Source organism: Pseudocolwellia agarivorans (assembly GCF_002000085.1).
Taxonomy (GTDB): Bacteria; Pseudomonadota; Gammaproteobacteria; order Enterobacterales; family Alteromonadaceae; genus Pseudocolwellia; species Pseudocolwellia agarivorans.
This window is the reverse complement of sequence record NZ_MUZU01000005.1, coordinates 62,636-86,933: the sequence shown is the minus strand read 5'-3', so window position 1 is coordinate 86,933 and position 24,298 is coordinate 62,636. Positions and strand designations below refer to the sequence as shown.

At 33.2% G+C, this 24,298-nt stretch carries 21 protein-coding genes; 3 read left to right on the top strand and 18 right to left on the bottom strand.

Annotated elements, in window-relative coordinates:
• Positions 1-66 precede the first annotated feature (66 nt).
• Genes ftsX through ftsY form a run of 3 tightly spaced genes read right to left on the bottom strand, consistent with a single transcriptional unit; the run spans position 67 to position 2,986 of the window.
• On the bottom strand, positions 67-1,044 hold the full coding sequence (gene ftsX / locus B0X80_RS09330) for a permease-like cell division protein FtsX (RefSeq protein ID WP_077339735.1): 978 nt from the start codon (positions 1,042-1,044) through the stop codon (positions 67-69).
• Positions 1,034-1,735 carry a cell division ATP-binding protein FtsE gene (ftsE, locus tag B0X80_RS09325; RefSeq protein ID WP_077339733.1) on the bottom strand — a complete coding sequence of 234 codons (702 nt, stop codon included), beginning with the start codon at positions 1,733-1,735 and terminating at the stop codon, positions 1,034-1,036. Before ftsE ends, ftsX begins: the two co-directional genes overlap by 11 nt.
• A gap of 12 nt (positions 1,736-1,747) precedes the next feature.
• Positions 1,748-2,986 (bottom strand): signal recognition particle-docking protein FtsY, encoded by a 1,239-nt coding sequence (gene ftsY / locus B0X80_RS09320; protein ID WP_077339731.1) that lies wholly within the window; start codon positions 2,984-2,986, stop codon positions 1,748-1,750.
• A gap of 184 nt (positions 2,987-3,170) precedes the next feature.
• Here ftsY and rsmD point away from each other — a divergent pair, with 184 nt between their 5' ends.
• Positions 3,171-3,749, top strand: coding sequence for a 16S rRNA (guanine(966)-N(2))-methyltransferase RsmD (rsmD, locus tag B0X80_RS09315; RefSeq protein ID WP_077339729.1), 579 nt, complete (start codon positions 3,171-3,173; stop codon positions 3,747-3,749).
• A 13-nt stretch (positions 3,750-3,762) separates the two neighbouring features.
• Here rsmD and B0X80_RS09310 read toward each other — a convergent pair whose 3' ends face one another.
• The 4 genes from B0X80_RS09310 to B0X80_RS09295 all read right to left on the bottom strand — a co-directional run bounded on the left by B0X80_RS09310 (position 3,763) and on the right by B0X80_RS09295 (position 8,967).
• Positions 3,763-5,337, bottom strand: a complete 1,575-nt coding sequence (locus B0X80_RS09310) for a serine hydrolase (RefSeq protein ID WP_077339727.1) — start codon at positions 5,335-5,337, stop codon at positions 3,763-3,765.
• 45 nt (positions 5,338-5,382) lie between these two features.
• The gene (locus B0X80_RS09305; protein WP_077339725.1) at positions 5,383-5,970 is read right to left on the bottom strand and encodes a YjaG family protein; all 588 of its coding nucleotides are present in this window, start codon (positions 5,968-5,970) and stop codon (positions 5,383-5,385) included.
• A 55-nt stretch (positions 5,971-6,025) separates the two neighbouring features.
• Positions 6,026-7,996, bottom strand: a complete 1,971-nt coding sequence (locus tag B0X80_RS09300; protein WP_077339723.1) for a hypothetical protein — start codon at positions 7,994-7,996, stop codon at positions 6,026-6,028.
• A 206-nt stretch (positions 7,997-8,202) separates the two neighbouring features.
• Positions 8,203-8,967, bottom strand: coding sequence for a SapC family protein (locus tag B0X80_RS09295; RefSeq protein ID WP_077339721.1), 765 nt, complete (start codon positions 8,965-8,967; stop codon positions 8,203-8,205).
• Positions 8,968-9,162: 195 nt separating this feature from the next.
• Between B0X80_RS09295 and B0X80_RS09290 the strand changes: the two genes are divergently transcribed.
• Entirely contained in the window at positions 9,163-9,486 is a 324-nt protein-coding gene (locus tag B0X80_RS09290) for a hypothetical protein (protein ID WP_077339719.1), read from the top strand.
• Positions 9,487-9,602: 116 nt separating this feature from the next.
• Positions 9,603-10,739: a lactonase family protein gene (locus tag B0X80_RS09285; RefSeq protein WP_175623916.1), complete on the top strand. Its 1,137-nt coding sequence runs from the start codon at positions 9,603-9,605 to the stop codon at positions 10,737-10,739.
• A gap of 111 nt (positions 10,740-10,850) precedes the next feature.
• Here B0X80_RS09285 and B0X80_RS09280 read toward each other — a convergent pair whose 3' ends face one another.
• The 11 genes from B0X80_RS09280 to B0X80_RS09230 all read right to left on the bottom strand — a co-directional run bounded on the left by B0X80_RS09280 (position 10,851) and on the right by B0X80_RS09230 (position 24,297).
• Positions 10,851-11,702, bottom strand: a complete 852-nt coding sequence (locus B0X80_RS09280; RefSeq protein WP_077339715.1) for a universal stress protein — start codon at positions 11,700-11,702, stop codon at positions 10,851-10,853.
• Positions 11,703-11,712: 10 nt separating this feature from the next.
• Complete coding sequence (locus tag B0X80_RS09275) at positions 11,713-13,200, bottom strand: SulP family inorganic anion transporter (RefSeq protein WP_077339713.1); 1,488 nt, start codon at positions 13,198-13,200, stop codon at positions 11,713-11,715.
• 785 nt (positions 13,201-13,985) lie between these two features.
• Complete coding sequence (locus B0X80_RS09270) at positions 13,986-14,714, bottom strand: nucleotidyltransferase domain-containing protein (protein ID WP_077339711.1); 729 nt, start codon at positions 14,712-14,714, stop codon at positions 13,986-13,988.
• Between the two features lie 38 nt (positions 14,715-14,752).
• Positions 14,753-15,253 (bottom strand): CPBP family intramembrane glutamic endopeptidase, encoded by a 501-nt coding sequence (locus B0X80_RS09265; RefSeq protein ID WP_077339709.1) that lies wholly within the window; start codon positions 15,251-15,253, stop codon positions 14,753-14,755.
• A complete protein-coding gene (locus B0X80_RS09260) occupies positions 15,250-15,669 on the bottom strand; it encodes a hypothetical protein (protein WP_077339707.1) in 420 nt (139 codons plus the stop codon). The genes B0X80_RS09265 and B0X80_RS09260 overlap by 4 nt, the downstream gene beginning before the upstream one ends.
• Positions 15,662-17,341 (bottom strand): hypothetical protein, encoded by a 1,680-nt coding sequence (locus tag B0X80_RS09255; RefSeq protein WP_077339705.1) that lies wholly within the window; start codon positions 17,339-17,341, stop codon positions 15,662-15,664. The genes B0X80_RS09260 and B0X80_RS09255 overlap by 8 nt, the downstream gene beginning before the upstream one ends.
• A gap of 423 nt (positions 17,342-17,764) precedes the next feature.
• Positions 17,765-18,004, bottom strand: a complete 240-nt coding sequence (locus B0X80_RS09250) for a hypothetical protein (RefSeq protein ID WP_077339703.1) — start codon at positions 18,002-18,004, stop codon at positions 17,765-17,767.
• A 35-nt stretch (positions 18,005-18,039) separates the two neighbouring features.
• Positions 18,040-20,133, bottom strand: a complete 2,094-nt coding sequence (locus tag B0X80_RS09245) for a peptidase domain-containing ABC transporter (RefSeq protein WP_077339701.1) — start codon at positions 20,131-20,133, stop codon at positions 18,040-18,042.
• Positions 20,133-21,383: an HlyD family secretion protein gene (locus tag B0X80_RS09240; RefSeq protein WP_077339699.1), complete on the bottom strand. Its 1,251-nt coding sequence runs from the start codon at positions 21,381-21,383 to the stop codon at positions 20,133-20,135. The genes B0X80_RS09245 and B0X80_RS09240 overlap by 1 nt, the downstream gene beginning before the upstream one ends.
• A gap of 451 nt (positions 21,384-21,834) precedes the next feature.
• The gene (locus tag B0X80_RS09235; RefSeq protein ID WP_077339697.1) at positions 21,835-23,436 is read right to left on the bottom strand and encodes an N-6 DNA methylase; all 1,602 of its coding nucleotides are present in this window, start codon (positions 23,434-23,436) and stop codon (positions 21,835-21,837) included.
• A gap of 279 nt (positions 23,437-23,715) precedes the next feature.
• On the bottom strand, positions 23,716-24,297 hold the full coding sequence (locus tag B0X80_RS09230) for an HNH endonuclease (protein WP_077339696.1): 582 nt from the start codon (positions 24,295-24,297) through the stop codon (positions 23,716-23,718).
• Position 24,298: the final 1 nt, after the last annotated feature.

The window sequence follows — 24,298 nt, the reverse complement described above, 5'->3', positions numbered from 1 at the left end:
AAATAAAAGACCTAGAATAACAAGATAAAGTTACAGAGTAATTTCAAAAAAATGATATTGGTGGTATTAATCAGCTGTAGGTTCTATTGTTTTAATATGCTTACGAACAGAAATATAGCTGCCTGAAAAGCCTAGAATTATAGCGGATAATATTAATAATAGAATTTCAGAAGAAGTTAAACCTTCAAGTTTAAAGTTGCTGTGATATAGATGTGTTAGATTTTCTAGTGCGTAAGATAAATATGTACCTAATACATATACGCATAAACAAGCGACTAAACCACCTAATATACCGTACCAAATACCAGCATATAAAAATGGTCGTTGAATAAAAGCATCGGTAGCGCCTACAAGCTTCATAATAGCAATAGCGTCTTTCTGATTTAAAATAGCCAAACGTATAGTGTTACCAATAATTAACACTACGGATAAACATAACAATAACGCTAAACCGATAACTATATCTTCAATCAATTCAGCCATAGCTTGTAATCGAGTTAACCATTCTAAATCAAGTTTACCTTGTTCTACTTCTCTTTCTTGCTCTAATTTAAGTAATAAGTCGCCAGCTGCTTCGGCCTGACTAGCTCGTTGAGTAGGCGTCACTAAAACGGTCGCAGGTAAAGGGTTATCGTCTAAATATTCTAGAGCGTCGCCAAACCCTGAAAGCACTTTAAATTCAGCTAATGCTTGCTCTGCCGATACATATTTCACACTGGCAATATCAGGATACAAAGAAAGTCGTTGAACAAGTTGCTGAGCTGATTTATCAGAAACGGAAAGCTTTAAAAACAAAGTTATTTCAGAAGCTGAATTCCACTGTTCTGTAACGGTTTTAGCATTTTTAACAAAAAGGTGAAGTGTAGCAGGTAAGGTTAAACTAATACCTAAAACTAAAATAGTCATCACTGAAGTAAAAGGTGTACGCCATAAATCACCTAAACTTCCTATACCTTGCTGAACATGACGAATAACCCAGCCAGCAAAACGTGCCGAAAAGCCTAATTTATTCGAAGGACGAGCAAAATGTTCGCTATCTTGCATCTTGTTTCCCTTTTGAATGTAAGCCTTCAATTAATCCGTCGGTGATCATTTTACCTTGCTTTAAGGTTAAGGTTCGATATTTCATGCGCGCAATTAAGCCTAAGTCATGAGTCGCAATAAGCACAGTTACACCTAAATCATTAAACTCTTCAAAAAGCTTAATGATATCTAATGATAGTTTAGGGTCTAAATTTCCTGTTGGCTCATCCGCCAGCAATATGGGAGGCTTATTAACAAGAGCTCTTGCTATACCAACGCGTTGCTGTTCTCCACCAGAAAGCATATTAGGATAATACTTAAGTTTATTTTGTAGATGTACTTTTTCTAATGCAGCTTCAACTCGCTTACGTGTTTCTTTTAAACTACAACCTTCAATAATGAGGGGCAGCGCAACATTATCAAAAACAGTACGATCCATTAACAAATTATGATTTTGAAAGATCATACCGATATTGCGACGAGCGTAAGGGATGTTGTTATACTTGATTTTTGAGAGATCGGTGTTATTAAGTTCAACAGTACCACTTGTGGCTTTTTCCATTAAACACATAAGTTTTAACAACGTACTTTTACCTGCGCCAGAGTGGCCAGTTAAAAAAGCCATTTCCCCCGATTCCACTTGAAAACTGACATCTTTAAGTGCAACAAATCCCCCCGGGTAAACTTTACTTACATTATCAAAACGGATCATAAATTAGCAGTGTTAGCTCTGTTCGTTATCATGAGAAAATAAAGCATCAATAAAATCATCACCTTTAAAAGGTCTTAAGTCATCAATACCTTCTCCAACTCCTAAATAACGAATTGGAATATTATGTTTGTCTGCAATAGCGAATACCACACCACCTTTTGCAGTACCATCTAACTTAGTGAGTGTTAGCCCAGTTAATCCTACCGCTTTATCAAATAAGTTAGTTTGGCTTAATGCATTTTGTCCAGTGCCAGCATCCAGAGTTAGCATGACTTCATGTGGTGCATTTTCATCAAGTTTTTTCATCACGCGAACAACTTTTTTCAGCTCCTCCATTAAATGATCTTTATTTTGTAATCTGCCGGCAGTATCAGCAATAAGCACATCAACACCTTTTGTTTTGGCTGAACTAATTGCATCAAATATTACAGACGCACTATCTGCGCCGGTATGTTGAGCAACAACAGGAATATTATTTCGCTCGCCCCATACCTGTAACTGTTCAACTGCAGCAGCTCTAAAAGTATCACCTGCGGCTAACATAACCGATTTGCCTTCAGCTTGAAATTGTTTAGCAAGTTTACCTATTGTTGTTGTTTTACCTACTCCATTTACACCGACCATTAAGATAACGTAGGGGCCTTTACCTTCAGGAATAACAAGAGGTTGATTTACAGGTTCAATAATTTTTTTAAGCTCAACTTTCAATAAGTCGTATAAAGCTTCGGCATCTTTTAATTGATTGCGAGATGCTGAAGCCGTTAATGAATCTATAATTTTAGTGGTGGTATCAACACCAACATCAGCAAGTAGTAAATGAGTTTCTAGTTCTTCAAATAACTCATCATCAATTTTTTTACCACGGAATAAACTAAATATTCCACCACCTAAATTTTGGCTGGTTTTTTTCAAACCTTGCTTTAAACGAGCAAAAAAACCACGCTCTGGCTCTGGCTCTGGCTCTGGCTCTGGCTCTGACTCTGGCTCTGGCTCTGGCTCTGGCTCTGGCTGTGGCTCTGGCTCTGGCTCTGGCTCTGGCTCTGGCTCTGGCAGGATAGTTTCGTTTTCTAGTGTAGTATTTACAATACTATTTTCGTTATCTTCAAGTAATTTTTCGTCTACTGCCGCTACAGATTCAATTTCAGCAGACACTTCTTCTACTTGAGGTTTTTCTTCAATAGGTGTTTCTTGTTTTTCTTTATCTTGGCTACCAAAACCTAACCAAGAAAACATACCTTTCTTTTTAGACATAAAACTATTTCTTCTATGTGCCACACATATTGATGGCATTAATGCAATAAACAGGGATAATATTACCCACATAGTATCATTTAATATCACTGACATTAAAGATTGTTTCGGGTATTCCTTGATAAAACTAAGGTTTTGTAAATGTATACCTTATAAACAGTCATAATCAGCGACAACATCTTTCATGAATAAGCAAAAAACATCAAAAAGCTCAGCTAAAGGAAGCATTAGAATTATCTCAGGTAAACATCGAGGTAGAAAACTCCCTGTATTAATGGCTGAAGGGCTAAGACCAACAACAGACAGAGTAAAAGAAACTGTTTTTAATTGGTTAATGCCTTATATGCATGAAAGCATATGCTTGGATTGTTTTGCTGGCTCTGGTGGTTTAGGTTTTGAAGCGCAGTCTCGCGGAGCTAAGAGCGTTACGCTTATTGAACTCAACAAAGCAGCAGCACAGCAATTAGAACAAAATAAAGCCTTATTGAAAGCCAATAATATAACGATTGAAAATACCAATACCTTAACTTATTTAGAAAAGTGTACACAAAAATTTTCAATTGTTTTTATTGATCCACCTTTTCGTAAAGGGTTAATTGAGCAAACTATCGATTTGTTAAATAATAATCGACTTGAATCAAGTGCCTTGATCTATATTGAAATGGAAAGTGAAGAAGAAATTAAAGCGATACCCAATAACTGGCAATTATTAAAAGAGAAAAAAGCAGGGCAAGTCGCTTATCGTTTATATCAGAATAATTAAAATACTATAACATTTACTTTAGGGGTTTTAATTTAAGATCTTGAAAATCAAAACTAAAATCAGTTAAATACGATACAGCTTCCATAGTGGCATAACTAATGTACCCTTCAGGGGTTACTACAAAACTGACAAAAGCATCTGCCTCTAACTTTCTATCATACCAACGTACAATAAAAGTATTATCTTTATAATGAATAAGTTCGCCTTTTAAAGCTGGAGTATTGCTAAACTGCATCAATAATTTATTATTTTTTAGCTGAACTTTAATTTCGCCATACCATTTATCAACATAAGTTTGAGCATACTTTTCTAAAGCGAGTGGTGGGCTAGAAAGTTCAGCTAAATGAGACTCAATTTTATTTAAGCGTTTTTTCTCTTGCTTTAATATCCTGTTTTCTTGTTGATAGTAGTATTCGACCCAATCCTTTTCAGCTAAACCTAAATAAGCTTCGAAAATCTCTCTATAAATAGCATTTAACGCAGCTCTTGACTCTTGATTTGATAAAATAACGACGCCTAAATTTTTCTCTGGTATTAAAGCAACTTTAGACACCATACCCTGGATACTACCACTATGATGAACCAGCTTTACACCATGAAAATCATTTAAAAACCAGCCTAAACCATAAGCTGAAAAGTGTGTTTTATCATGTTCAGTTGCTACTTCTGTAACTATACGCAATGTTTGTGGTTGCCACATCTTTCTTGCTTGTTCTGAAGTATATAACAGTTTAAATAGGGTTGTTTTCTCAGAGGTTAGTTTTCCCGAATTTAGTAATGTTTTTATCCACTGCGACATATCATTCGCTGAAGAAACAACAGAACCCGCGGATGAAAATCCTTCTAAATAATGATTTTTAGCCGCTATTAATTCTTTTTCTATAAATACATGAGGTGTAGCGATATCTTTTTGTTTATCGCCTAATTGTGAAAAACTAGCAAAAGAATTATGCATACCTAATCCGTTGAACAAATTAGATTGAATAACATTGCTCCATGGTTTCCCTGTGATTTTTTCTACAACCTTACCAGCAACAATATACATTAAGTTGTTATAGGCAAACTCTGTTCGAAAACGAGAAACTTGGGGAAGGTATTTTAAACGACGAATAACATTTACATCAGTGTTTACATTACTTGGCCATATTAATAAGTCGCCAGCTCCCATACCTAACCCACTACGATGAGACAACAAATCAATTAAGGTAAAATCTTGAGTTACGGCATCGTTATACAATTGAAATTCTGGCAAAATATCTACGATTTTGGTTTGCCAAGAAATTTTATATTGATCAACTAGCTGTGCTAATAGTGCAACCGTCATAGCTTTCGTGTTTGAAGCAATACCAAACAAGGTATCAGGTGTGACTTGATCTAATTTACCGTATTCTTTAACACCAAATCCTTGGCTGAATACTATTTGATTATTTTGCACAACAGCAACAGCTACACCAGGAACGTTAAATACATTCATGGCGTTAATAATTGCTTGTTCTACTTTCAGATTTTTATTTGATAAAGTCGCCGCACAACTACAACAGCTATATAAGGATATGAGTAAGCAACTGAATAATGATAATAGTCTCATTTAGTCACTCTACACATTAAATATTCCTAATCTAGGTTTTGATGATTAAATTTCTATGCCTAAATTAGATAAACCTTCTTCAAGAACGAGTGCTTTAGCATGTATACACGATTTTTTATTTTCTTGTGCAATGCTAATATAATTAAAAAGTTCTTGCTGGGTTGCAAGTTCCCACTCCATTAAAGGGTGCGAGTCAATATGCTCATCAGAAATAGCGTCTTCTTCCATCTCTTGGCTCAGCATTAACTCTACATATTTTACTACGCTATTTTCAGACAGCTTACTAACATTCATGCATCCATCAGAGTCTTTATCTTGCATTATTTGAAATAACGACACCATGGCCATACAAGTATCTAAAGCAGGATAAACACCAAAAAAGTCAAACGACTCCGGTTCAGGTATTTGCGGTTCTAACTTGGTTAGCTGTGCTTCATAATTAATTTTACAGCGATTATTTTTATCTAACCACTGCCAAACGGTGTCAAGTTGATTACGTAATACAGCATATTCCCCAAACTCAGTCGCTTCAGAAAAAAGTTTATAATTAGGTAGCATACGTTCTAATAGGGCCGCACTAAATGCAATTTGTTGCCATTGGCTTAATGCATTAAAAGAAAGAGGTTTAGACAAAAGATTTTTCCATTACAACATAATGAATAAGTATTAATACTTATTCATTATTAGATTATTGTTGATTCAACTGTTTTTGAGCATATTCAAAACGCAAACGGTACTCGCGTAGCTTATCTTCTAACTCGCTGACTTGTTGATCTAACTTAGTATGTAGCTCTAAGTTTTCATCACGCAGATATTTAATGGTATCGCGCGCTTTATTATACTCATTTTCTTGTTTTTCTTTATTGGCTTCAACCCGTTTTTTAATTTCTTCAGCATTATTGTGCGTACTTTCATATTTTTCTTTTAAGGTTTTTATTTCTTGTTGATAACCTTCAATCGCTTTATCTGCTTTTTTATTGTTGTCCAATAAGTCTTTATTTTTTGCCGTTAACTCTGTTACATCTTTCTCTAACAATATGAGTTTATTACCTAATTCAGCTATTTGTTTTAATGATTCGCTATCAGACTTAGCTGAGTTTTCTGTTAGCGTTTTATGAGCTTTAATTTGCTCTTCTAACGCTACTTTTTGATTATTCAGTTGCTCTTCAAATGATTTAACTACTTTTTGTTCTTGAGAAAGCGTTTTATTTAATTCAGCTAATACCAATTGGTGAGATTTTTCTTTTTCTGCCACGGCTTGTTGTTGCTGACTTTTTTCTTTCTCTAAATCAGTAATAGTCTGAGTTAATTTCTTAGCATCCGCTTTATTTTTTTCATTGGTAGAAACTAGCGTTTCTAATTCAGCTCTGTGCCCATCAATGCTTTTCTTCAATGAGTCTATTTCTAATAAGTGTTTACTCTTTTGTTGGCCTTGTAATTGTCGTTCAACATTAAGTAAACGTTCAGCCTCTTTTTTAGCATTCTCACTAGTTGTGAGTTGCTCATGTAATGCTTTAAGTTTTTTCTGAAGGGATTCTGAGCCTGCTTGAGTTTGTTTGGTTTTATCTTTCTCTATTACAAGAAGCTTTTCTAACTCAGTAACCTTGTCTGAAAACTCTGCGATGTCTTTTTTATAACTCTCTATGTTTTTTTGTTCTTGTGATAATTTTTGCTCTAGTGTTGAACTTTCTTTAGATAATTGAATGATGTTATCCTGTAAAAGTTTAGCCGCTTGTTTTTCACTTTGTAGCGATGTTTCTATTTCTGTATTTTTTTGTGTTAATACGTCGATTTCTTTATTAAGTTTAACTATTACATTTTTCTCATTATCTAATGTTTTATCAATATTGGTAATAGATTGATTTAATGTATTAATTTGACTTTCTAACTTTTGTTTCTCTGACATTTCAGTAGATAAAGATTTTTCTACATTGGTAATTTTTTGTTTTAAATCCGTTATTTCTTGCTGGTATTGTTTAACTGTACGTTGTTCTTCTGATAATTGTTTATTTGATGATTCAGCCTGCTGACTATGCTCTGCTTTAAGATAATCGAGTTCACTGGTTATATTATTAAGTTGTAATGTGAGATCTGATATTTGATGGTTTTGAACTTCTAATGTGGCAGCTTTAGCTTTGTTATTTTTAACTAATGAACTTTCAGATGTTTCTAACGTTTTAATTTTATTTAGTGACTCATCTAACTGTTCTGTAACCTGAGTTAAAGCTTTTGATTTTTCTTTATTTTCAAGTGTTAACTGATTAAAAGCTTCTGTCAGTGTAGACAACTCAGCAAGCTTTTCTTTTAACACCTGTTCAGTATCGGTCAGTTTTGCGGTGTTTAACTGCTCATTATTCTTAATAGCTTCATCGCGATTAGTAACTTGCGTATTTAGCTCTGCAATAATTTTTTTATATTCTTCGATTTCAGTCGTATTAACCGAATTAACTTTTTCTAAGTCTGCTTCTAACTTTGTAAAGTCAGCTTTTAGTGATTGATAAGTTAGATGGTTTTCTATTATTTCATTCGTAATTTCTGCTGGTTTTGCGTACGTAGAAACAAATGCTGATACCTTATCTTCAATTTGAACGTAAATATCACCAGCAAGACTTTGAATTTGCTCCTCAATATCCAAAGGCACTTTTGATTGCTGTGTCATATATCCCTCAATAGTTTTTCCAAACATTTGCTTAAACTAACACAGGTCAATCAATGTGTTAATGAATAATTTTCTGGTGTGAATGTTATACCACGATTAAAAATTTATTAATAACATCGCTTCATTTACCTTGGTAAAAAACTCATTCATTTATTTTAGGTAATAAAAAAGAGGCCTAAGCCTCTTTATATATAACTACCTAAGCTTTATTTTTTTTCTTCAGCAACTACTGGAGTAAATTTAATGCCGGCAATTTTCTGTTCTGAGCTACTTAAGTTACGTAATTGTGCTAAACGATTAACTTGAGCAATTGACCCTAACATTGCATGAATAGGGATAAATAAGCCACGTTTGTGGAAATCTACAACTTTTTCGTCAGATAACTCTAAAAGTTTTTCTTCATTAATACCAAATAAACCTACTAATTTTTTAGTTTGGTTGTTGCTAAAAGTAATATTAAGTTCTAATTCCATTAATAAATTATTTTCTTCTAATTCTTTAATGAACTTATCTGTCATTATTTCGCTTTCATATAAACGACCTAATGAATCTTGTACATTTTTATAAAATTCAGTGTCTTTACCATCAGCATCAAAAAGAGCGTTTTCTTTATCTTCGCCAACAAATGGACTATCTAAATCAATACACGTTGTTAATGTTTTTTCTTTTTCTGGATCTAAACCTAAACCAAATGGCACCATAGAGATGCCTTGTGGAACATAGATAGCATCCCATTTGTCTTCACTGTAATATAAATTTTCGCCAGCTTCTAAACCTAACATAACAACACTACGGTAACGTGATGATTCTGGATCTTTTACCATGATAACAGGGTAACTTGTTGCCGCTTGTGCGAACTCTAACGCGTTAATTGGAGCAATATGTTGATCTGCTACATGTGCTAAGTTACGCTGTGATGCTACTTTTAAATTTTTATGCTGATCGCTTCTTACTGGAACATTATTAGCCATTTTTATTTTCTCTTTTATTATCGCTACTGGTTATTTTATTCAAAGATAGCAGCATATATGAATTTCTTATAAAGGTTATGGTGGCAGCTATTCAAGCTTTCAATAGTAAATATTAAATAATCGTATTTTTTTTATCAATAGACCCTAGCTTTAACTATAGTTTATCGACTCATTTAACATTAAGCGCTTCACACCATGAATAATTATTCTATTACAACTTATTGCTTTTATTTTGCTATTTTAGGAACGTTTACCTTATCTGTACAGGCTTTGCCTAAAGTAAATATAGAACATAGTACCAATCTACAAGGAGCACCAAGAATAAAGGTAACTAATGAAACTGCATTAACTTTAGCTTGTTATATTGCTATTGATGGCCATAAAAAAAAATTTATATTAGAACCCTTTAAAGCATCAAAATGGTACTCCGCAGCGAGCCATTTATATGATCAAACAAGTTTTAGTACCTGGTGCGATTCTCTTGAATTTCATCCGCACTATCAAAAATATCGTCAATAGCCTTCACACATAAAAAATTTGGCTTGTTCATTTCAAATAAATGATTAATTGTACAAATATTTACGAATTTATATATGATAATGCCATTAAAAAACATTTCGACAACAAGGCCTCGAATGAACGTTATATCTAAAAAAATAATACAATCAGCACTTATTAGCTCTCTTATAATGCTAACAGGTTGTAAAACAACAGAAAATACCGCATCACCAATAATAGATACTAAAGAACACTTTTTAATTGGTACTTACACTAAAGAGTCGAGTAAAGGTGTATATAAGGTAACGTTAGACCCAGCAGCACAATCTTTTACTAATGATGGTGTAATTGCGACCGCTGAAAATCCTTCTTATCTAGCTCTATCAAAAAACCAATCAACATTGTTTGCAGCAACAGGAAGTAAATCAGGTAGTGTAGATCGTCTTACTTGGAACAATGACTTAGGACAATACAGTTTAGCGCAACAAATGAAAGATTTAGGCCAAGGTACTTGCCACATATCGTTAAACCCCCAAGAAACACAAATAGCTATTGCTAATTACGGCTCTGGTGATGTGCATTTATTTAATATTGATACAAAAACACAAGAGTTATCAAAATCGGGTTACTTTAAAAACTCAGGTAAAGGGCCAAGTTGGCGACAAGAAAAACCACATATGCATTTTGTTACTTGGGATAATGTTGGTAACTTTTTGTATGCGGTTGATTTAGGTACAGATGAAGTAAAAGTGTTTAATTCAAATGATAAAACATTTACGCCAGCTGTTGCAGCTAAGTTACCTGCTGGTGATGGCCCTAGACATATGATTTTTCATCCGAAAAAGCCTTGGGTATATGTTATTAACGAATTATCAAATACTGTTGCTGTATTTACCCAAAATGAAGTAACAGGTAAGTTAACTCAAATTCAGCACGTTGATATTGCAAAAGGAAGAGGGGATAAAAACATTTCATCTGCCATAAAAATATCTAACGATGGCCAATATCTTTATGCTGCCGTGAGAGGTATTAATGAGATAGCTGTGTTAAAAATTAATGATGATGGAAGGGTTAAGTTTATTCAATCTCATACTACATTAGGTAACTGGCCAAGAGATATCACATTGTCGGCTAACCAAAATCACTTATTAATTGCTAATCAAAATTCTAATACCGTAACGGTTCTAAAACGTGATGTGAAAACAGGCTTATTAACAAGTACTGATATGAAGTTAGATATTTCTATCCCTTCATATATAGGTGTATTTAAATAATTTATACCTGTTTTATCATTATGATGATGCTATCAAACGCTAAGCTTTAAAGCGTTTGATAGCTAATTAACTTTTTAAAATAAAAATACGATATTTTATAAACAGGTTAAGTTAACGCAAAATCACCATAGGTAAGTTTGTATTTTCCATCATTTTTAACGTATTACTACCTAAAAATACTTGCGCAATTTTAGAGTGTGAAAATGCCCCCATCACTAGCATTTCTATATCATTTTCAGTTTTATAATTCATTAAAACATCATAAATGTTACCTTCTAAAAGGCTTGCTTTAACATTAAATCCACTTTCGATTAGTAAACTTTTAGTTTGCTCAAATTTTTCAGCTAAAGCACTTTGCTTATTTTTTACTGTCACTAAATGACACGTTAAATTATGCAGTAAACCACCATCAATAATACGCTTAACAGCTTTATCAGCAGTTTCTCGTCCATCGTAAGCTAACATAAAGTTTTCAGGCTCCTTGAAGCCTTTATTAGCGATAAGTACAGGCGTATTTACATGACGAATAATTTGTTCAATATGCGAACCTAAAGCTTTAAAGTTTTTGCCATGATTTTCACCTGAACGACCAATAACAATAAAACGCGCATCGGCTTCAAGATCACAAATAGCTTCAGTGATATCGCTGTGGCGCTGAGTTTTCTCAACTGAGCTACAGCCATGAGTAACTGCTATTTCACAAGCCTGTTCTAGCATTTCTTTACCTACCGTTAATGCTAGTTTGCTACGCTGTTCATCTAGTAAAGACATTTCTTTGAGTAAAGATGAATGAGCACCTAAACCAATACTACCACTTAAATTTTCTACTACAGGCGTATTCACCTTTTCAATAGCATGTAAAAATAAGAGTGTTTTATTCAGTTTTTGAGCTACCCAAATACCTGCGTTACATACATCATCCGCATAAGCCGAACTATCTACACATGTAATAATATTTTTCATGGTTCTCTCCTTAGTGTCCGGCCATTAATTTTTCAACTTCTTTCGGATCGTTATGTACACCAAACTTATCAACGATTGTTTCTGTTGCTTCACTCATACCAATAATTTCGACTTCTGCACCTTCACGCCTAAATTTAATAACAACTTTATCAAGTGTTGATACCGATGTTATATCCCAAAAATGCGCATTAGTTAAATCAATAACAACTTTACTTACTACTTCTTTAAAGTCAAACGACTCAACAAACTGCTCAGAGGAAGCAAAAAAGACTTGACCAATAACTTGATAAGTACGCACGTTTTCACCAGTTTTTTCAGCTTTGACTACCATAAAACGACCAATTTTATTGGCAAAGAATAAGGTTGCTAATAATACCCCCACTAAAACGCCCATCGCTAAGTTATGTGTGGCAACAACCACAACAACAGTTGCAATCATCACTATGCTGCTTGAAAGCGGGTTTTTCTTTAAATTAATCACTGATGTCCAAGAGAAGGTTCCAATAGAAACCATGATCATTACGGCAACCAGTGCAGCCATAGGAATTTGCTTGATCCATTCATCCATAAACACCACCATGATGATCAAGAATAAACCAGCAACAAACGTAGATAATCGACCTCTACCACCTGATTTTACGTTAATAATAGATTGACCAATCATGGCACAACCCGCCATACCGCCCATTAAACCAGCACCAATATTTGCAATACCTTGACCTTTACACTCACGATTTTTATCACTTTTTGTGTCGGTTAAGTCATCAACAATCGTTGCTGTCATCATAGATTCAAGTAAACCAACAACAGCAAGCCCCACTGAATAAGGTAAAATAATCATTAATGTATTTAAGTTTAACGGTACATCAGGCCATAAAAAGATAGGTAAAGTATCAGGTAATTCGCCCATATCACCAACGGTACGAATATCTAGCCCTACGGTCATAGCAACCCCCGTTAGCACAACAATACACACCAATGGAGATGGAATAGTTTTACCAATAACAGGTAAGTATGGGAATAAGTAAATAATACCAAGCCCTGCTGCTGTCATCGCATATACATGCCATGTAACGTTTGTAAGCTCAGGTAATTGCGCCATAAAGATAAGTATAGCTAGTGCGTTTACAAAACCAGTGACTACTGAGCTAGAAACAAATCGCATTAAGCTACCCAGCTTTAAATAACCAGCAAATATTTGAAAAACACCTGTTAGTAAGGTTGCAGCAAGAAGGTACTCAAGCCCATGTTCTTTCACCAAGGTTACCATTAACAATGCCATAGCACCTGTAGCCGCAGAGATCATACCAGGACGTCCACCAACAACAGCGATAATAACAGCAATACAGAATGATGCGTATAAGCCCACTTTAGGATCAACACCTGCAATAATAGAAAAAGCGATAGCTTCGGGGATCAAAGCCAGCGCTACAACAATACCTGCGAGTAGATCACCTCGAACATTAGAGAGCCAATCTAGTTTCATTTTTTCTAACATAAATAACCTTGTAATAAGTTTAACAAAACGCCTATGCGATATTTAGCTCAATATTATTAAACTAAAAATTTTATTTAATGCTTTAACGCTTTTTAATTGTTTATTAATAATTCTGGCACTGACGTGCCCACCGAAAAACGGTATGAGGGCGCCACACTAAATTGAATGGCTTTGTATTAGGAATATTAGGGCGGCGTAACACGCAAAGCGATTTACCTTATATCAATGTAGAGTTATATAAGTATGCAACTAGCCCTAATTTACGACTTAAATGGTTGTATTACTCACGCCAGAGACTAGATGATAATTAAACCTAATCTGACGTTAATTATATCACACAAATTTTTTTAATTAATACCAAATATTACTAATGAAATTATATAACTTACTCAAAATACAGTGCTATATATTCATTTTAATTTATATGTACTATTTTAATAACGCTTAATAACAAAAAACGATACGTTTAACGGTATCGTTTTTATTTATAACTTTAAGTAAAATACATTCAATCTCAATTATTGATGTAGGAGAGTAATAAAGTCTCATACTAAATCACTCTGTACAGCCTATTTTATGTATAAAAATACACGAATATAAAAAATAAAGTATCATACTAAAATATATATAATAGCTTTTTTCAAGTAATAAAGTTTCATACTAAAATAGTAAGAATTTTTTATTACAAAGACTAACATAGAGATAATAATCACTCGAACACGAATGCATATCCCAAACTTGTAACTTGAAATATCTACTGTAATGAGAAACCAACTAAATATATCTTAGTAGAATACTATTTCATTAGGCTGCAACAACCCTCCGTGTGGTGCCAATAATTCCTCGATTAATTTTTCAGATGCCTCAACTCTTGTCTTATGGTTTATGTTACTTAAGCTAATTATTAACATATCATGTAAGTGAGTTGATAGCAGGGCAACATGATCAAACATTTTTTTAGGACTACGCTCCCATTCCTTGTATTGCATACAAATCAATCGATAAATTATAAATAGCAATCGATAATGGCAAACATTAAATAGTATTGGATTGGATACTGAGTCCTTCATATCCAAAAGGTGTGTTCTGGCACGGCTTCTGAGTTTATTCATAAACATCGTATCTTTTAATAAATCTCTAGGGCCTTTTCGATAGATTGTTTTCGCAGCATTAATCACTTCAATGGCTAATTGATTAGGGTCATAAACGATGGTCCCATTAGCCATAGCGGGAACATAACACTCATCAAAATTTTTTAATATTGTAGCAAACTTTTCAACACCAAAATAAAAAACTTCAAAGTCCTGTTTTTCAATTTGTAGTAGTTTTTTTTGGTGGATAGAACGCTTTGTTAATACAACTATATCGATATCACTGTTCTTGCTGTTTTCCTTTTGAAAAAAGGAACCATACCCGATAATTGCTTCAATAGTTATATCTCTATTAAGCTCAATGAGTAACTTGTGAAATAAATTCACATGTGAAGTGGGAATGTTAACTAAGTTCTGTGGCATTTTAAAATGCTTCCATGTTAATAAATAGTTCTTAACTATTACAAATGTAAAAAAACAAAATTAAATAACATATGTATCAAAATAACTGCATAAGCAGCATGATCTTTAATGAGTTTATTACGAAAGTAGTGATATGACCAAGCAAAAATAATACCACCCAAAAACGTGCTAATGGTAAGGAACCAGCCCCCTGTTGGAAAATGATATATACCAAATAAAAGCGAGCTACATAAAATAAAAAACAAACGGCTATCATTCAACTTATTTGTAACCACATGAATTAATATAATAAAAATTGCCGTTTCAAATATAGGCGCTACTAATATTGATGAAATATATCTTGATAAGCTTATCTGATACCCTGATTCAAACATCATGTTCAAAGGGATTGGATCTTTTAGAATAAAGAGATTTGCGATGATTATGTATATAAACTTATAAACAATTGCTGTGATTAATGACAAAGCCGTGAAATAGGCTATTTTCTTAATATCTATGAAAGAAAGTTTACGCTTTTTTTCTAGGGTGTGATGCATCATAATTCTTCTTTTAGTGGCTGATTAATAATTTTAATTTTGTTATTTCTCTTATAAGCAAACTTCGACTGTTTCCGTAAGAATTGTCGTAGTAATGGTATAGCCGAATACCTCCACCCTTTAGCAATTGCAAGATCCATAACAATAAAGTAACTTCCTTCGACCCATTCATAGTTGTATTGAGGGAGCCGTCCAAAATTTATTAATTGACTATAACTTTCATGACTTACTTCAGCCCACAATATATAAGCGATGGGAAGTTGTTTATTCTCAGTTCTAAAAATTTTGAAATTAGTATATCCAAATGCTGTTTTTATTAACCCATACCTTTTTTTTTCAATGATTTCACAAGAATTAAGTGCTATAAGACTAAGATCATAATAATCTTTATAATTTAAAATTTGGATTGCTTTAGACATGAGAAATATGTCCTAATATCTCTATGAGATCAGGCTTAAAATCAAATGAGGCTGTTTCCAATCTTGTATTATCTTCAGTTTGCATAAATTCTTTTAATTGATAAGCATACTTAAAAGTGTGGGTATCTTTAATTAGTAGGTTGTTAAATTCAAATGTTTCAGTCGTTGAATTATAAGTAATTAAGACATCAACGGAGCTAAATATTTTAGTAAGTTTTGTATGACTATCATCGAATATCCAAGTTGAAGCTTTGGTAATTTGATCTATAAATAGAGGGAGTTTATTAAGCTGAGCAGTGTTAATCATTGGAATGACTAATTCTGTGATACGGTTTCTATTAAACACTTGATGAAAATAAGAGCGTTTAGATGCTATTAAATACGTTTGAATAAGAAAGCTAAAAAAGCTCATGCCACTTGACATATTCTTCTGATATACAGCTCTTAACAGCTTGATGAAGTGATTGTTGATATCAGAATTTGGTTGTTGAATTAATGTTTTTTTTCTATTAAAAACACTTTCAAATAGAGATGAAATAAGCAGTGTCATAGGATCTTTAGTTTTAATATATGATAGAGCAAATACAATATTAGAATCAGCAGAGATGGCTTTCATAATATACTGGCTGATATAACCAATATCACCATTCACTATATCGCGGTCTAACCCTAAAACCCAAGGAGTATGAAATTCAATCATCTGATTTAAATTATTTTTATAAAATAAAGACAAACTTTTTGACGAAAAATTTAAATTATTGTATTTACAAAAAGTATAAACTAGCTCTTGAAATATTTGGTTAATGCTATCAGATTCTTGATGAAAGGGTACTTGTTGTTCACTAGTTGTATAGTTTTTATTTGAATCTAAAAAATTGATTGTATTTAGATCTAACCATTTTCCACTTAATGATATATTAGATGGGGTGACCGCCCCATGACTAATCCTAGCAATTCTTGAGAAAGCAAATTGATTTGCATGAAGGTTCATCACTTGGCCAACATATTTTGCAAAATCATCAAAATCTTTAAACTTTTTAGCTAATAAACGATGTAATTTTTTGATTCTTATCACATCATTAAATTCTGAGTCGTTTTCTTTAGATTGATAATAAGGAATGGGGAAAAAGTGAGCAGGCCTAATACATGTTTCGCGAATAAGTATAGCTCCAGCTGTTATCTTTTTACTTCCTTTACCTGAATAATTACAGTATGCAGTATCTTTCCCTGTATTTATAAGTCCAATAACCTTTACTACACCATTAGGCAATATATGACTCAATACTTCAGAATAAATGGCTTCAGTAACACCATCCAATAATGATAGTGTTCCATTTGTATGCGAATGATTCGTTGTACTATTAGCTAAAATATTACTTCCAATTCCCTTATATTGTAAATTATTATAGTTACCACATCTGGCGCCACCGCCATTAGTTCCGATACCTTTACCTCCATAACGCTCCCCAGTAAAAGTAATTTCTTTATCTAAATTAAGCCTACTCTTATTTATATACTGATTACTTAATGTTGCATAAGAAAGAATAGAAGCTGTTTCTATATTCATAGATTTTAGAAGTGAGGGGTTATGCCAAAATAACTTACACTCCTTTAATTCATATGCCTTAAAGCTTATTAAATTAGGAGTGAGCTCATTTATATCAATTTTCATATTTTTATACTTATAGAATTACGTTGAAGATTTCTTATTGTTTTTTTACTCTAAACCCAAGTATCATGTTCCAATCACCTAAGTCACTAAAGCCCGCGCCAACACAGACATCTTAAAAAAATGTCATCAAACCCATATTCTCCAGCAACAGCAAATAATTCATTTGCAGTTAATTCTGTAAATATTTTTAATAATTATTTCCATATCTTTTTGCTTATAAGTGCGCATACGGCTTCATTAGCCCATTTAATTAATTTTGCCTTGAGAAGGCTAAATTCCACTCTTTAAACTCATAAGCGTTGACACTTATTAAATTAGAAGTAAGTCCATTTGTATCAATTTTTATTTGTTAATAGACTTACTTCTTAGATATTTTTTAATAAGCAATTAGATAATCCAATTGCTTATTATTATGCTTTTATTTTAGCCCCACGTGTCGTATGCCCAGCCCCCCAGATCTGAACCTAGATCATTTAACCAATCACCAAAATCACTTAAACCATCAGCTATCTGGCCTAAGTTTCCACTCGCACTACCACCATTGAAACCAATATCTTCCCAATGTTCGCCATTGTCTCCAGGTTCATGATCCCCAGCTCCTGCAACAATGAATAATTCCTTTGCAGATAATTCGGTAATGCTTTTTTTAGTAGTAATTTCCATTTTTTTTCCTTTATAAATACTAAATTTGGCTTTAATTAGCCGGTTAAGTTTATTTGCCTTTCGGCAGATTTGACCGTTTCAGGTCTATGAGCTACTAGCACTCTAGTTATAGCGAGATTTCGAAGATTGTTATTTACAACCAATTCGGTCTTCACATCTAAATTGCTAGTTGCCTCATCCATAAACAGAATCTTAGGCTGACGATAAAGCGCCCTAGCCATAACAATCCGTTGTTTTTGTCCACCACTTAACCCTGCACCCATGTCACCAACTAAGGTTTCATACTGCATAGGCATGGCTTCTATTTCTCTATGAATAGCTGAAAAGTAACAACTATTATGAACTTTCTTTAAGTGAGGTGTAGTCTCAAAACAAGCAACGTTATCAAATATACTCCCATTAAGTAGTTGCTCATCCTGCATCACACCGGAAATTTGGCTTCGATAATCAGGAATTTTTTTCAATGGTACATCGTCAATTAAAATTTCACCTTTTGTTGGTTCTAGCAGCCCCATTAAGCATTTTAATAACGTAGATTTACCACAACCACTAGTGCCAGTGATTGCAACGTTTTCACCTGCATTTATAACGAAACTTACATTATCAAAAACATATGGTTCTGTTTCGCTATAACGATAAGAAAGATTCCTAACTTCTATTTTCCCTTTTATCGAAGGGGTATCATGCAAATTTGACAAATTATTGCTAATTTTTTCTACTGGTGTTAAAGCAATATCGGCTAACCGACTCAGATGAAGATCTAGCATTTTAATAGATATCCATTGATTGATTAAACTATTCATAGCATTAGTAAAGCGGTTCTTATAACTCATAAAAGCAAACAACATACCCAATGACATTCCCCCAAACATTACTGATTGAGCTGCAAAATATACGACGAGAATATTTTCAAACCCAAATAAAAGTTTATTAAATGAGTCATAACCAATATTCCATTTGGCTATTTTAATATTCTTGTTCATAGTATCTGCAACTAAGTTTTGCCATTGACCTTGTCTATCGTTTTCACTTTGAAACATTTTTAGAGTTTGGATCGCTCTAACAGACTCAATAAAATGCGAATCTTGTTTGGCTTTTGAAACTATACTTTCTTCAGTCATGACTTTAAAAGGGTGGTAATGTATCCATCGAACTAATGCATACAGCACTACAATAATAACAACTATTAAAGTAAGCTTAATATCATAGAAAAACATTACAATTAGAGTGATTACGCCAAGTAAGCCGTCTATAAATACAGCAACAATTGTGTTGGTCAAAATATTTCGTACTTTCTCTTGAGAATTAAATCTAGATACTGTATCTCCTATGTGTCGCTTTACATAGTAGTCAATTGGTAACCTAATTAGGTGTCGAAATAGATTTGAGACCATTTGAATGCTCAAACGGTTAGATAGGTATAAAGTCACATGGTCACGTAGTACCGTAGTCCCGACTTGGATCATTAATAGTAATGAAAAACCAATAGCTAGAGTTATAAGTAAGTTAGTGTCGTTCCTTAAGAGGACATCATCCACTACCGTTTGCATATAGAATGGCGAAATAATTCCAAAAATTTGCAATAGTAATGAAAGCACTAAAATTTGAAGTAGACTGCGTTTTAAACCTGAAATATCTCCCCATAAATCTCTTATTTTTAATTTTTTTTCATTTACTGGAGCAGTATCAAAGTCATTTGTTGGCGTTAATTCTAAAGCTACTCCTGTAAAATGCTTATTAAACTCTTTGAGATTTAACCTTTGTACACCTTTAGCTGGATCATGAATTGTAAACTGGTTTCCAGATACTTTTTTCAATACAACAAAATGTTTTAAATCCCAATGAAGAATACAAGGAGTGGGCAAATTAACGACCTGATCACTATCGAGCTTTACTGCCCTTGCAGTAAAATTCATTTTTGATGCTATATCAATTAGTTGCTTAAGGTTTATACCGTGAATAGAAACCGGATAATGTTGTCTATTTGTATTTAAACTAGAGTTATTACCATAAAAGCTAGATATCATCGACAAACATGCTAGACCGCATTCCGAAGCTTCGCTTTGCAGTATTGAAGGAAGTTTTCTTTTATCATTAAAATTCAACAACTTAAATGAATCACCCGACATCACATTTTCCCTTTAAGGCTATATATAGGAGATAATAACCATTCTATAAGTGTGCGTTCTTCAAGAGTAATATCTGTTGAGAGTGTCATTCCTGCCTTTAAATCAATGTTTTTTCCAAATGCTTTTACATGAGGTGACGCAAGGTGTGCGACTACTAAATATACAGGTTGAGTCACTTTAATAGTTGGCGTTACTAGTTCGCCGGGTAGTAGGACAGAATTAGAAATTTGTAGTATTTTTCCAGAATATGTTCCAAATTTTTGATATGGAAAGGCATCGTAACGAATTTTTATATCTTGACCTTGAGCTAAAAAACCAGAAGCAGAAACAGGAATGAGTAATTTTGCTTGTAATACCGAATTACTAGGAATTATCGTTAATAATGGCAAGGCTGAATTGGTTGATTGACCTTCTATCGCTTGCAAGTTAGTAATAGTGCCAAGTTTAGAAGCTTTAACAACATATGACTGTTCGCCACGTATATTTGTTACATTCTGAGCGATTTTGCTCAGCTTTTCTTTTAATTGGTCTATTTCATTTAAATTCTGTACAGGAAGTAGTTTTGTGTCTGATGTAAGTTGAGTTATTTGGTTTTTTTGATTTAGGTGAGTTCTAGATAGCTCTTCAACTTCACTCTTTAGCAGTAATTCTTTTTCTTTAGCTTTGTCTAAATCGTTTTGATTGATATGCCCTTGATTTTTCAAGGTTGTCAGTTGTGCAGTTTTGTTTAATTGGGTTTGATATCTTATATTAGCACTAACAATCTGTTTGCTAAGCAAAGATAAGTTTTGTTTGGATGAATTAATTTTTTGGTGAAGGCTGATAAGACGCATCTGATATATTTCATTAGCTCTCACCAACTGTGCTTTGATCAATAACCGCTGTGAATCATATTCATTTAATAGCGTTGCTTCAAGCTCGTGCCCATCAGCTAGATTCTTATCATTACCGATTATAAGTAAAGGCTGTCCTTTCTGTACTTTCTGTCCTTCTTTAACAAGAATTTTATTAATGACTCCAGCTTTTTTAGAATAAACTTTGATAATTCCGTTATCAGGTGTTATCCAACCAACAACGGTTTCTTTTCTCTCATAAGAGCTATTTATTAGCCATATAGCTACAGCAATAATCCAAAATATGAGACTGATGATTAAAATAGTATGAGAAAACTTTGGAAGAAGTATGACATCACCATGCAAACGATTATTTTGATTGTCAATAACTTCTTTTCGAAATAAGCCTCCTTGCATACCATTTATCCCTATTAATAATTCATAACTGCATTTACTTCCTAAAATACAGCTTCCTTGAAAACGGGCACATATTAAGTGGAATTAATTACACTTGTAAAGATAATATTCATATTTATTTGTTCAGTTGGTTATGTTTTAGGCGGCCCTGTTTTTTTTGATAATATATCGAGCTACTTTTGTACTTATTTCGAGCTCCACTTACTTCTATGATAATCATTATCGTAAGAAAGCTTGTTGATTTTTAGATACTAAACTTGATGGTTCATAATAAGAAAAAAGTGTCATATTTGAGAAGTGTGATGTTTTATTTATATTTGAAATGTAATTTAAACTTGAGTACCCCTCTATATGAGCCCTTAACAAATATTGAACGGTCGGCTTACCATATTATATAATGTGGTAATCTGAATTAACGAACAATTCAGCCGAAATAAGTAATAGCTCTAGATTAACTAAACTGTGACTTACTAATATTTTGGCGTCTGTCCATAAGAGTTTTTCTAACAATCTTTAAAGATTCAATAGCATCATCAGTCATCCCAAGTTGAGCTGACAGTAATATGGCATCATTGCGCTCTATTATTTCATCGATGCTTTTCTTATTATGGAAAGCTTCAACAAATTCATTAAATTGCTCTGTTGTAACTTCCATGTATGGAATAGGTAAAGATTTAAATTCTGATGGGGTAAGTTCCAAGACTCCACCACCATAATACCTTCCCTGAACCTCTGAAAATGCCAAGGTTAGAGAGTTATAAAATGAAAATATTAATGAACGAATATCATACCCATCTTTCATCTTTATTCTATATGATGAATCTGTTACAAGAGCATCAGCATCGTTGTAAATAAATTTAGGGTAGTCATGACATCTTTTAAAGAAAAAGCCGTCAGATACCCAAGCACCGGGCACCTCGTACCATTTGTTCCTAAGGGTACACTTATAACGTTCATCAATTTTTCTTTGTTTGCCTATACTGATGTAGTTTTTATGTTTTTGGTTTGTTAAATCCGCTTGTGACAAATCTAAAAAGTATGTCGGTTTATCTTTATCGATCAAGCTTTTAAATTTATCTTTGCTAAGGCTCACACATCCATTAACAAAAATTCCTTTTTGTACAATAGGTTTAGACAAAGCCTCTAATTCAAATTCATCCACCACTGACTTGTTAACAATAAAATAATCATTTGCGGCAGTAACAATTCCTGGAATAGTTTCACAATAAGAAATTATTGGAGGTAGCTTTTTTTTAAGGCTCACAACACTTTTTATTTGCTTTTCCATTAATGGATAAGCACTCCACTTTAATTTCATTGCTTCAAGTGAACGTTTCCTTTTAAGCTTAAACCTATTATTTATTAAACAATTGGAGTCATGTATTGTTGTAAAATATAACCCTACTTCGTTACTTTGCTTATACAAAAAAAGAATTACAGTGTCCTGCTCAATATTTGGAAATACATTCTTAGAAAAAGTGAAAATTTCAATTCGTGGGAATGATTTAAGTAATGCTCTTTGAATTTTTTCACCAAACTTAACTTTAAGAATCTCTGCTGGTAAAACAAAAGCTAATGTTCCATCAGAGGTAAGCTTTTCTACTCCATCACATAAAAATGAAGTCCATATGTTATGAATTTCAGTACCAAAATCACCATTCTTGGCATGTATATTTTTACAACTTTCTTTTTGATCTTCTGTTAAAAGCTTTTTAGAAATATAAGGAGGGTTACCAATGACTAAATCATACCTCTTGTCAGTATTAGCACTCCAATTTAGATAATCGGCTTTAGTGACTGTATATTCACCGTGAAGCGTACTAACTACTTTCCTTGTTTTTTCTATCGCACAAGTATCAAAATCAATCGCATCAATAAATATGTTTTTTTCAGAGAAATACTGACTGATAGCTTTCAGAAAAGCCCCACCACCACAACTAGGTTCTAGAATATGAATAGGTTTATTGGAGAAAAAGTTATTTTCCTGCACGTACTTAACTATAAAATTAGCTAAATTTTCTGGAGTGTAATAAGAGCCGCTCTTTTTACTCACTTTGTATTAAATCCTTGAGCTCATTATTCAAACAAGTATTTGTTTGATAAAACAACCGTTGATGTATTGTTTAGATACTACAGTAATTGTGGGGGTGTTGTCTGCAGGTAAATAAAAATTTAAGATTTTTTTAGACATACTTTCTTCAATATTCTCCACTTCAAAGGCTTGAATAACAAATCTCAGCCACAACTAAGCTCTAAAACACTTACATCGAAGTCAAAATACTCTAATTCACCTATAATGATAGTAGAGTAGGTATATAATAAACGTTACACTTTATTTATTTCCATATTCGCAAATATAGGAGATCAAATTTCGATATTCAGAAGACAAAAGTTGATATATCTTTAACTGTTCTGTTGATAGCTCCTCTATCTGGGTGTCCATCTTATCTAAATTTGATTCTATATGCTGAAGCTTCCACAAAACACTATGCCGTGTTAACCCTAATTTCAAAAGTTTGTGTATAAACCCGCCTAAGTTTGTCAGTGGATAAATGTAACCTTTCTCATTTCTAGCTAAGTGTTCATCGTATTTAGCTTCACAAGGATCAATCACACCTTCTTCTTTTAAAACTGAAGTTTGGGAGCAATCTGATGGCCAATAATCAGATTTTGAACCATTACAGTAGCGACAAGAGTATATTAGATTAGTATAATCGGTCTTCCGCTCTTCAAACCTTTGAGGGGCAAAATGATCTACATGAAACGCAGCGCTTGCTCCTAAAAATTTATCATCGGCATCACAATAACCACAGCGTTTATTGAAATCTTCTCTTAGATAGGGTTTGTAACTTCTATGTGATGCATATTGCTTAATTTCATCCCGTCGTTGAGGAACTATCCGTCTTAATAACATA

Bases quoted from the DNA above. Each gene is read 5' to 3' on its own strand.
- ftsE (WP_077339733.1), bottom strand. From the start codon at position 1,735: ATGATCCGTTTTGATAATGTAAGTAAAGTTTACCCGGGGGGATTTGTT.
- B0X80_RS09265 (WP_077339709.1), bottom strand. From the start codon at position 15,253: ATGATGCATCACACCCTAGAAAAAAAGCGTAAACTTTCTTTCATAGAT.
- B0X80_RS09255 (WP_077339705.1), bottom strand. From the start codon at position 17,341: ATGAAAATTGATATAAATGAGCTCACTCCTAATTTAATAAGCTTTAAG.
- B0X80_RS09285 (WP_175623916.1), top strand. From the start codon at position 9,603: ATGAACGTTATATCTAAAAAAATAATACAATCAGCACTTATTAGCTCT.
- B0X80_RS09250 (WP_077339703.1), bottom strand. From the start codon at position 18,004: ATGGAAATTACTACTAAAAAAAGCATTACCGAATTATCTGCAAAGGAA.
- B0X80_RS09300 (WP_077339723.1), bottom strand. From the start codon at position 7,996: ATGACACAGCAATCAAAAGTGCCTTTGGATATTGAGGAGCAAATTCAA.
- B0X80_RS09230 (WP_077339696.1), bottom strand. From the start codon at position 24,297: ATGTTATTAAGACGGATAGTTCCTCAACGACGGGATGAAATTAAGCAA.
- B0X80_RS09240 (WP_077339699.1), bottom strand. From the start codon at position 21,383: ATGCAAGGAGGCTTATTTCGAAAAGAAGTTATTGACAATCAAAATAAT.
- B0X80_RS09270 (WP_077339711.1), bottom strand. From the start codon at position 14,714: ATGCCACAGAACTTAGTTAACATTCCCACTTCACATGTGAATTTATTT.
- B0X80_RS09290 (WP_077339719.1), top strand. From the start codon at position 9,163: ATGAATAATTATTCTATTACAACTTATTGCTTTTATTTTGCTATTTTA.
- B0X80_RS09260 (WP_077339707.1), bottom strand. From the start codon at position 15,669: ATGTCTAAAGCAATCCAAATTTTAAATTATAAAGATTATTATGATCTT.
- B0X80_RS09280 (WP_077339715.1), bottom strand. From the start codon at position 11,702: ATGAAAAATATTATTACATGTGTAGATAGTTCGGCTTATGCGGATGAT.
- rsmD (WP_077339729.1), top strand. From the start codon at position 3,171: ATGAATAAGCAAAAAACATCAAAAAGCTCAGCTAAAGGAAGCATTAGA.
- ftsY (WP_077339731.1), bottom strand. From the start codon at position 2,986: ATGTCTAAAAAGAAAGGTATGTTTTCTTGGTTAGGTTTTGGTAGCCAA.
- ftsX (WP_077339735.1), bottom strand. From the start codon at position 1,044: ATGCAAGATAGCGAACATTTTGCTCGTCCTTCGAATAAATTAGGCTTT.
- B0X80_RS09295 (WP_077339721.1), bottom strand. From the start codon at position 8,967: ATGGCTAATAATGTTCCAGTAAGAAGCGATCAGCATAAAAATTTAAAA.
- B0X80_RS09310 (WP_077339727.1), bottom strand. From the start codon at position 5,337: ATGAGACTATTATCATTATTCAGTTGCTTACTCATATCCTTATATAGC.
- B0X80_RS09275 (WP_077339713.1), bottom strand. From the start codon at position 13,200: ATGTTAGAAAAAATGAAACTAGATTGGCTCTCTAATGTTCGAGGTGAT.
- B0X80_RS09245 (WP_077339701.1), bottom strand. From the start codon at position 20,133: ATGTCGGGTGATTCATTTAAGTTGTTGAATTTTAATGATAAAAGAAAA.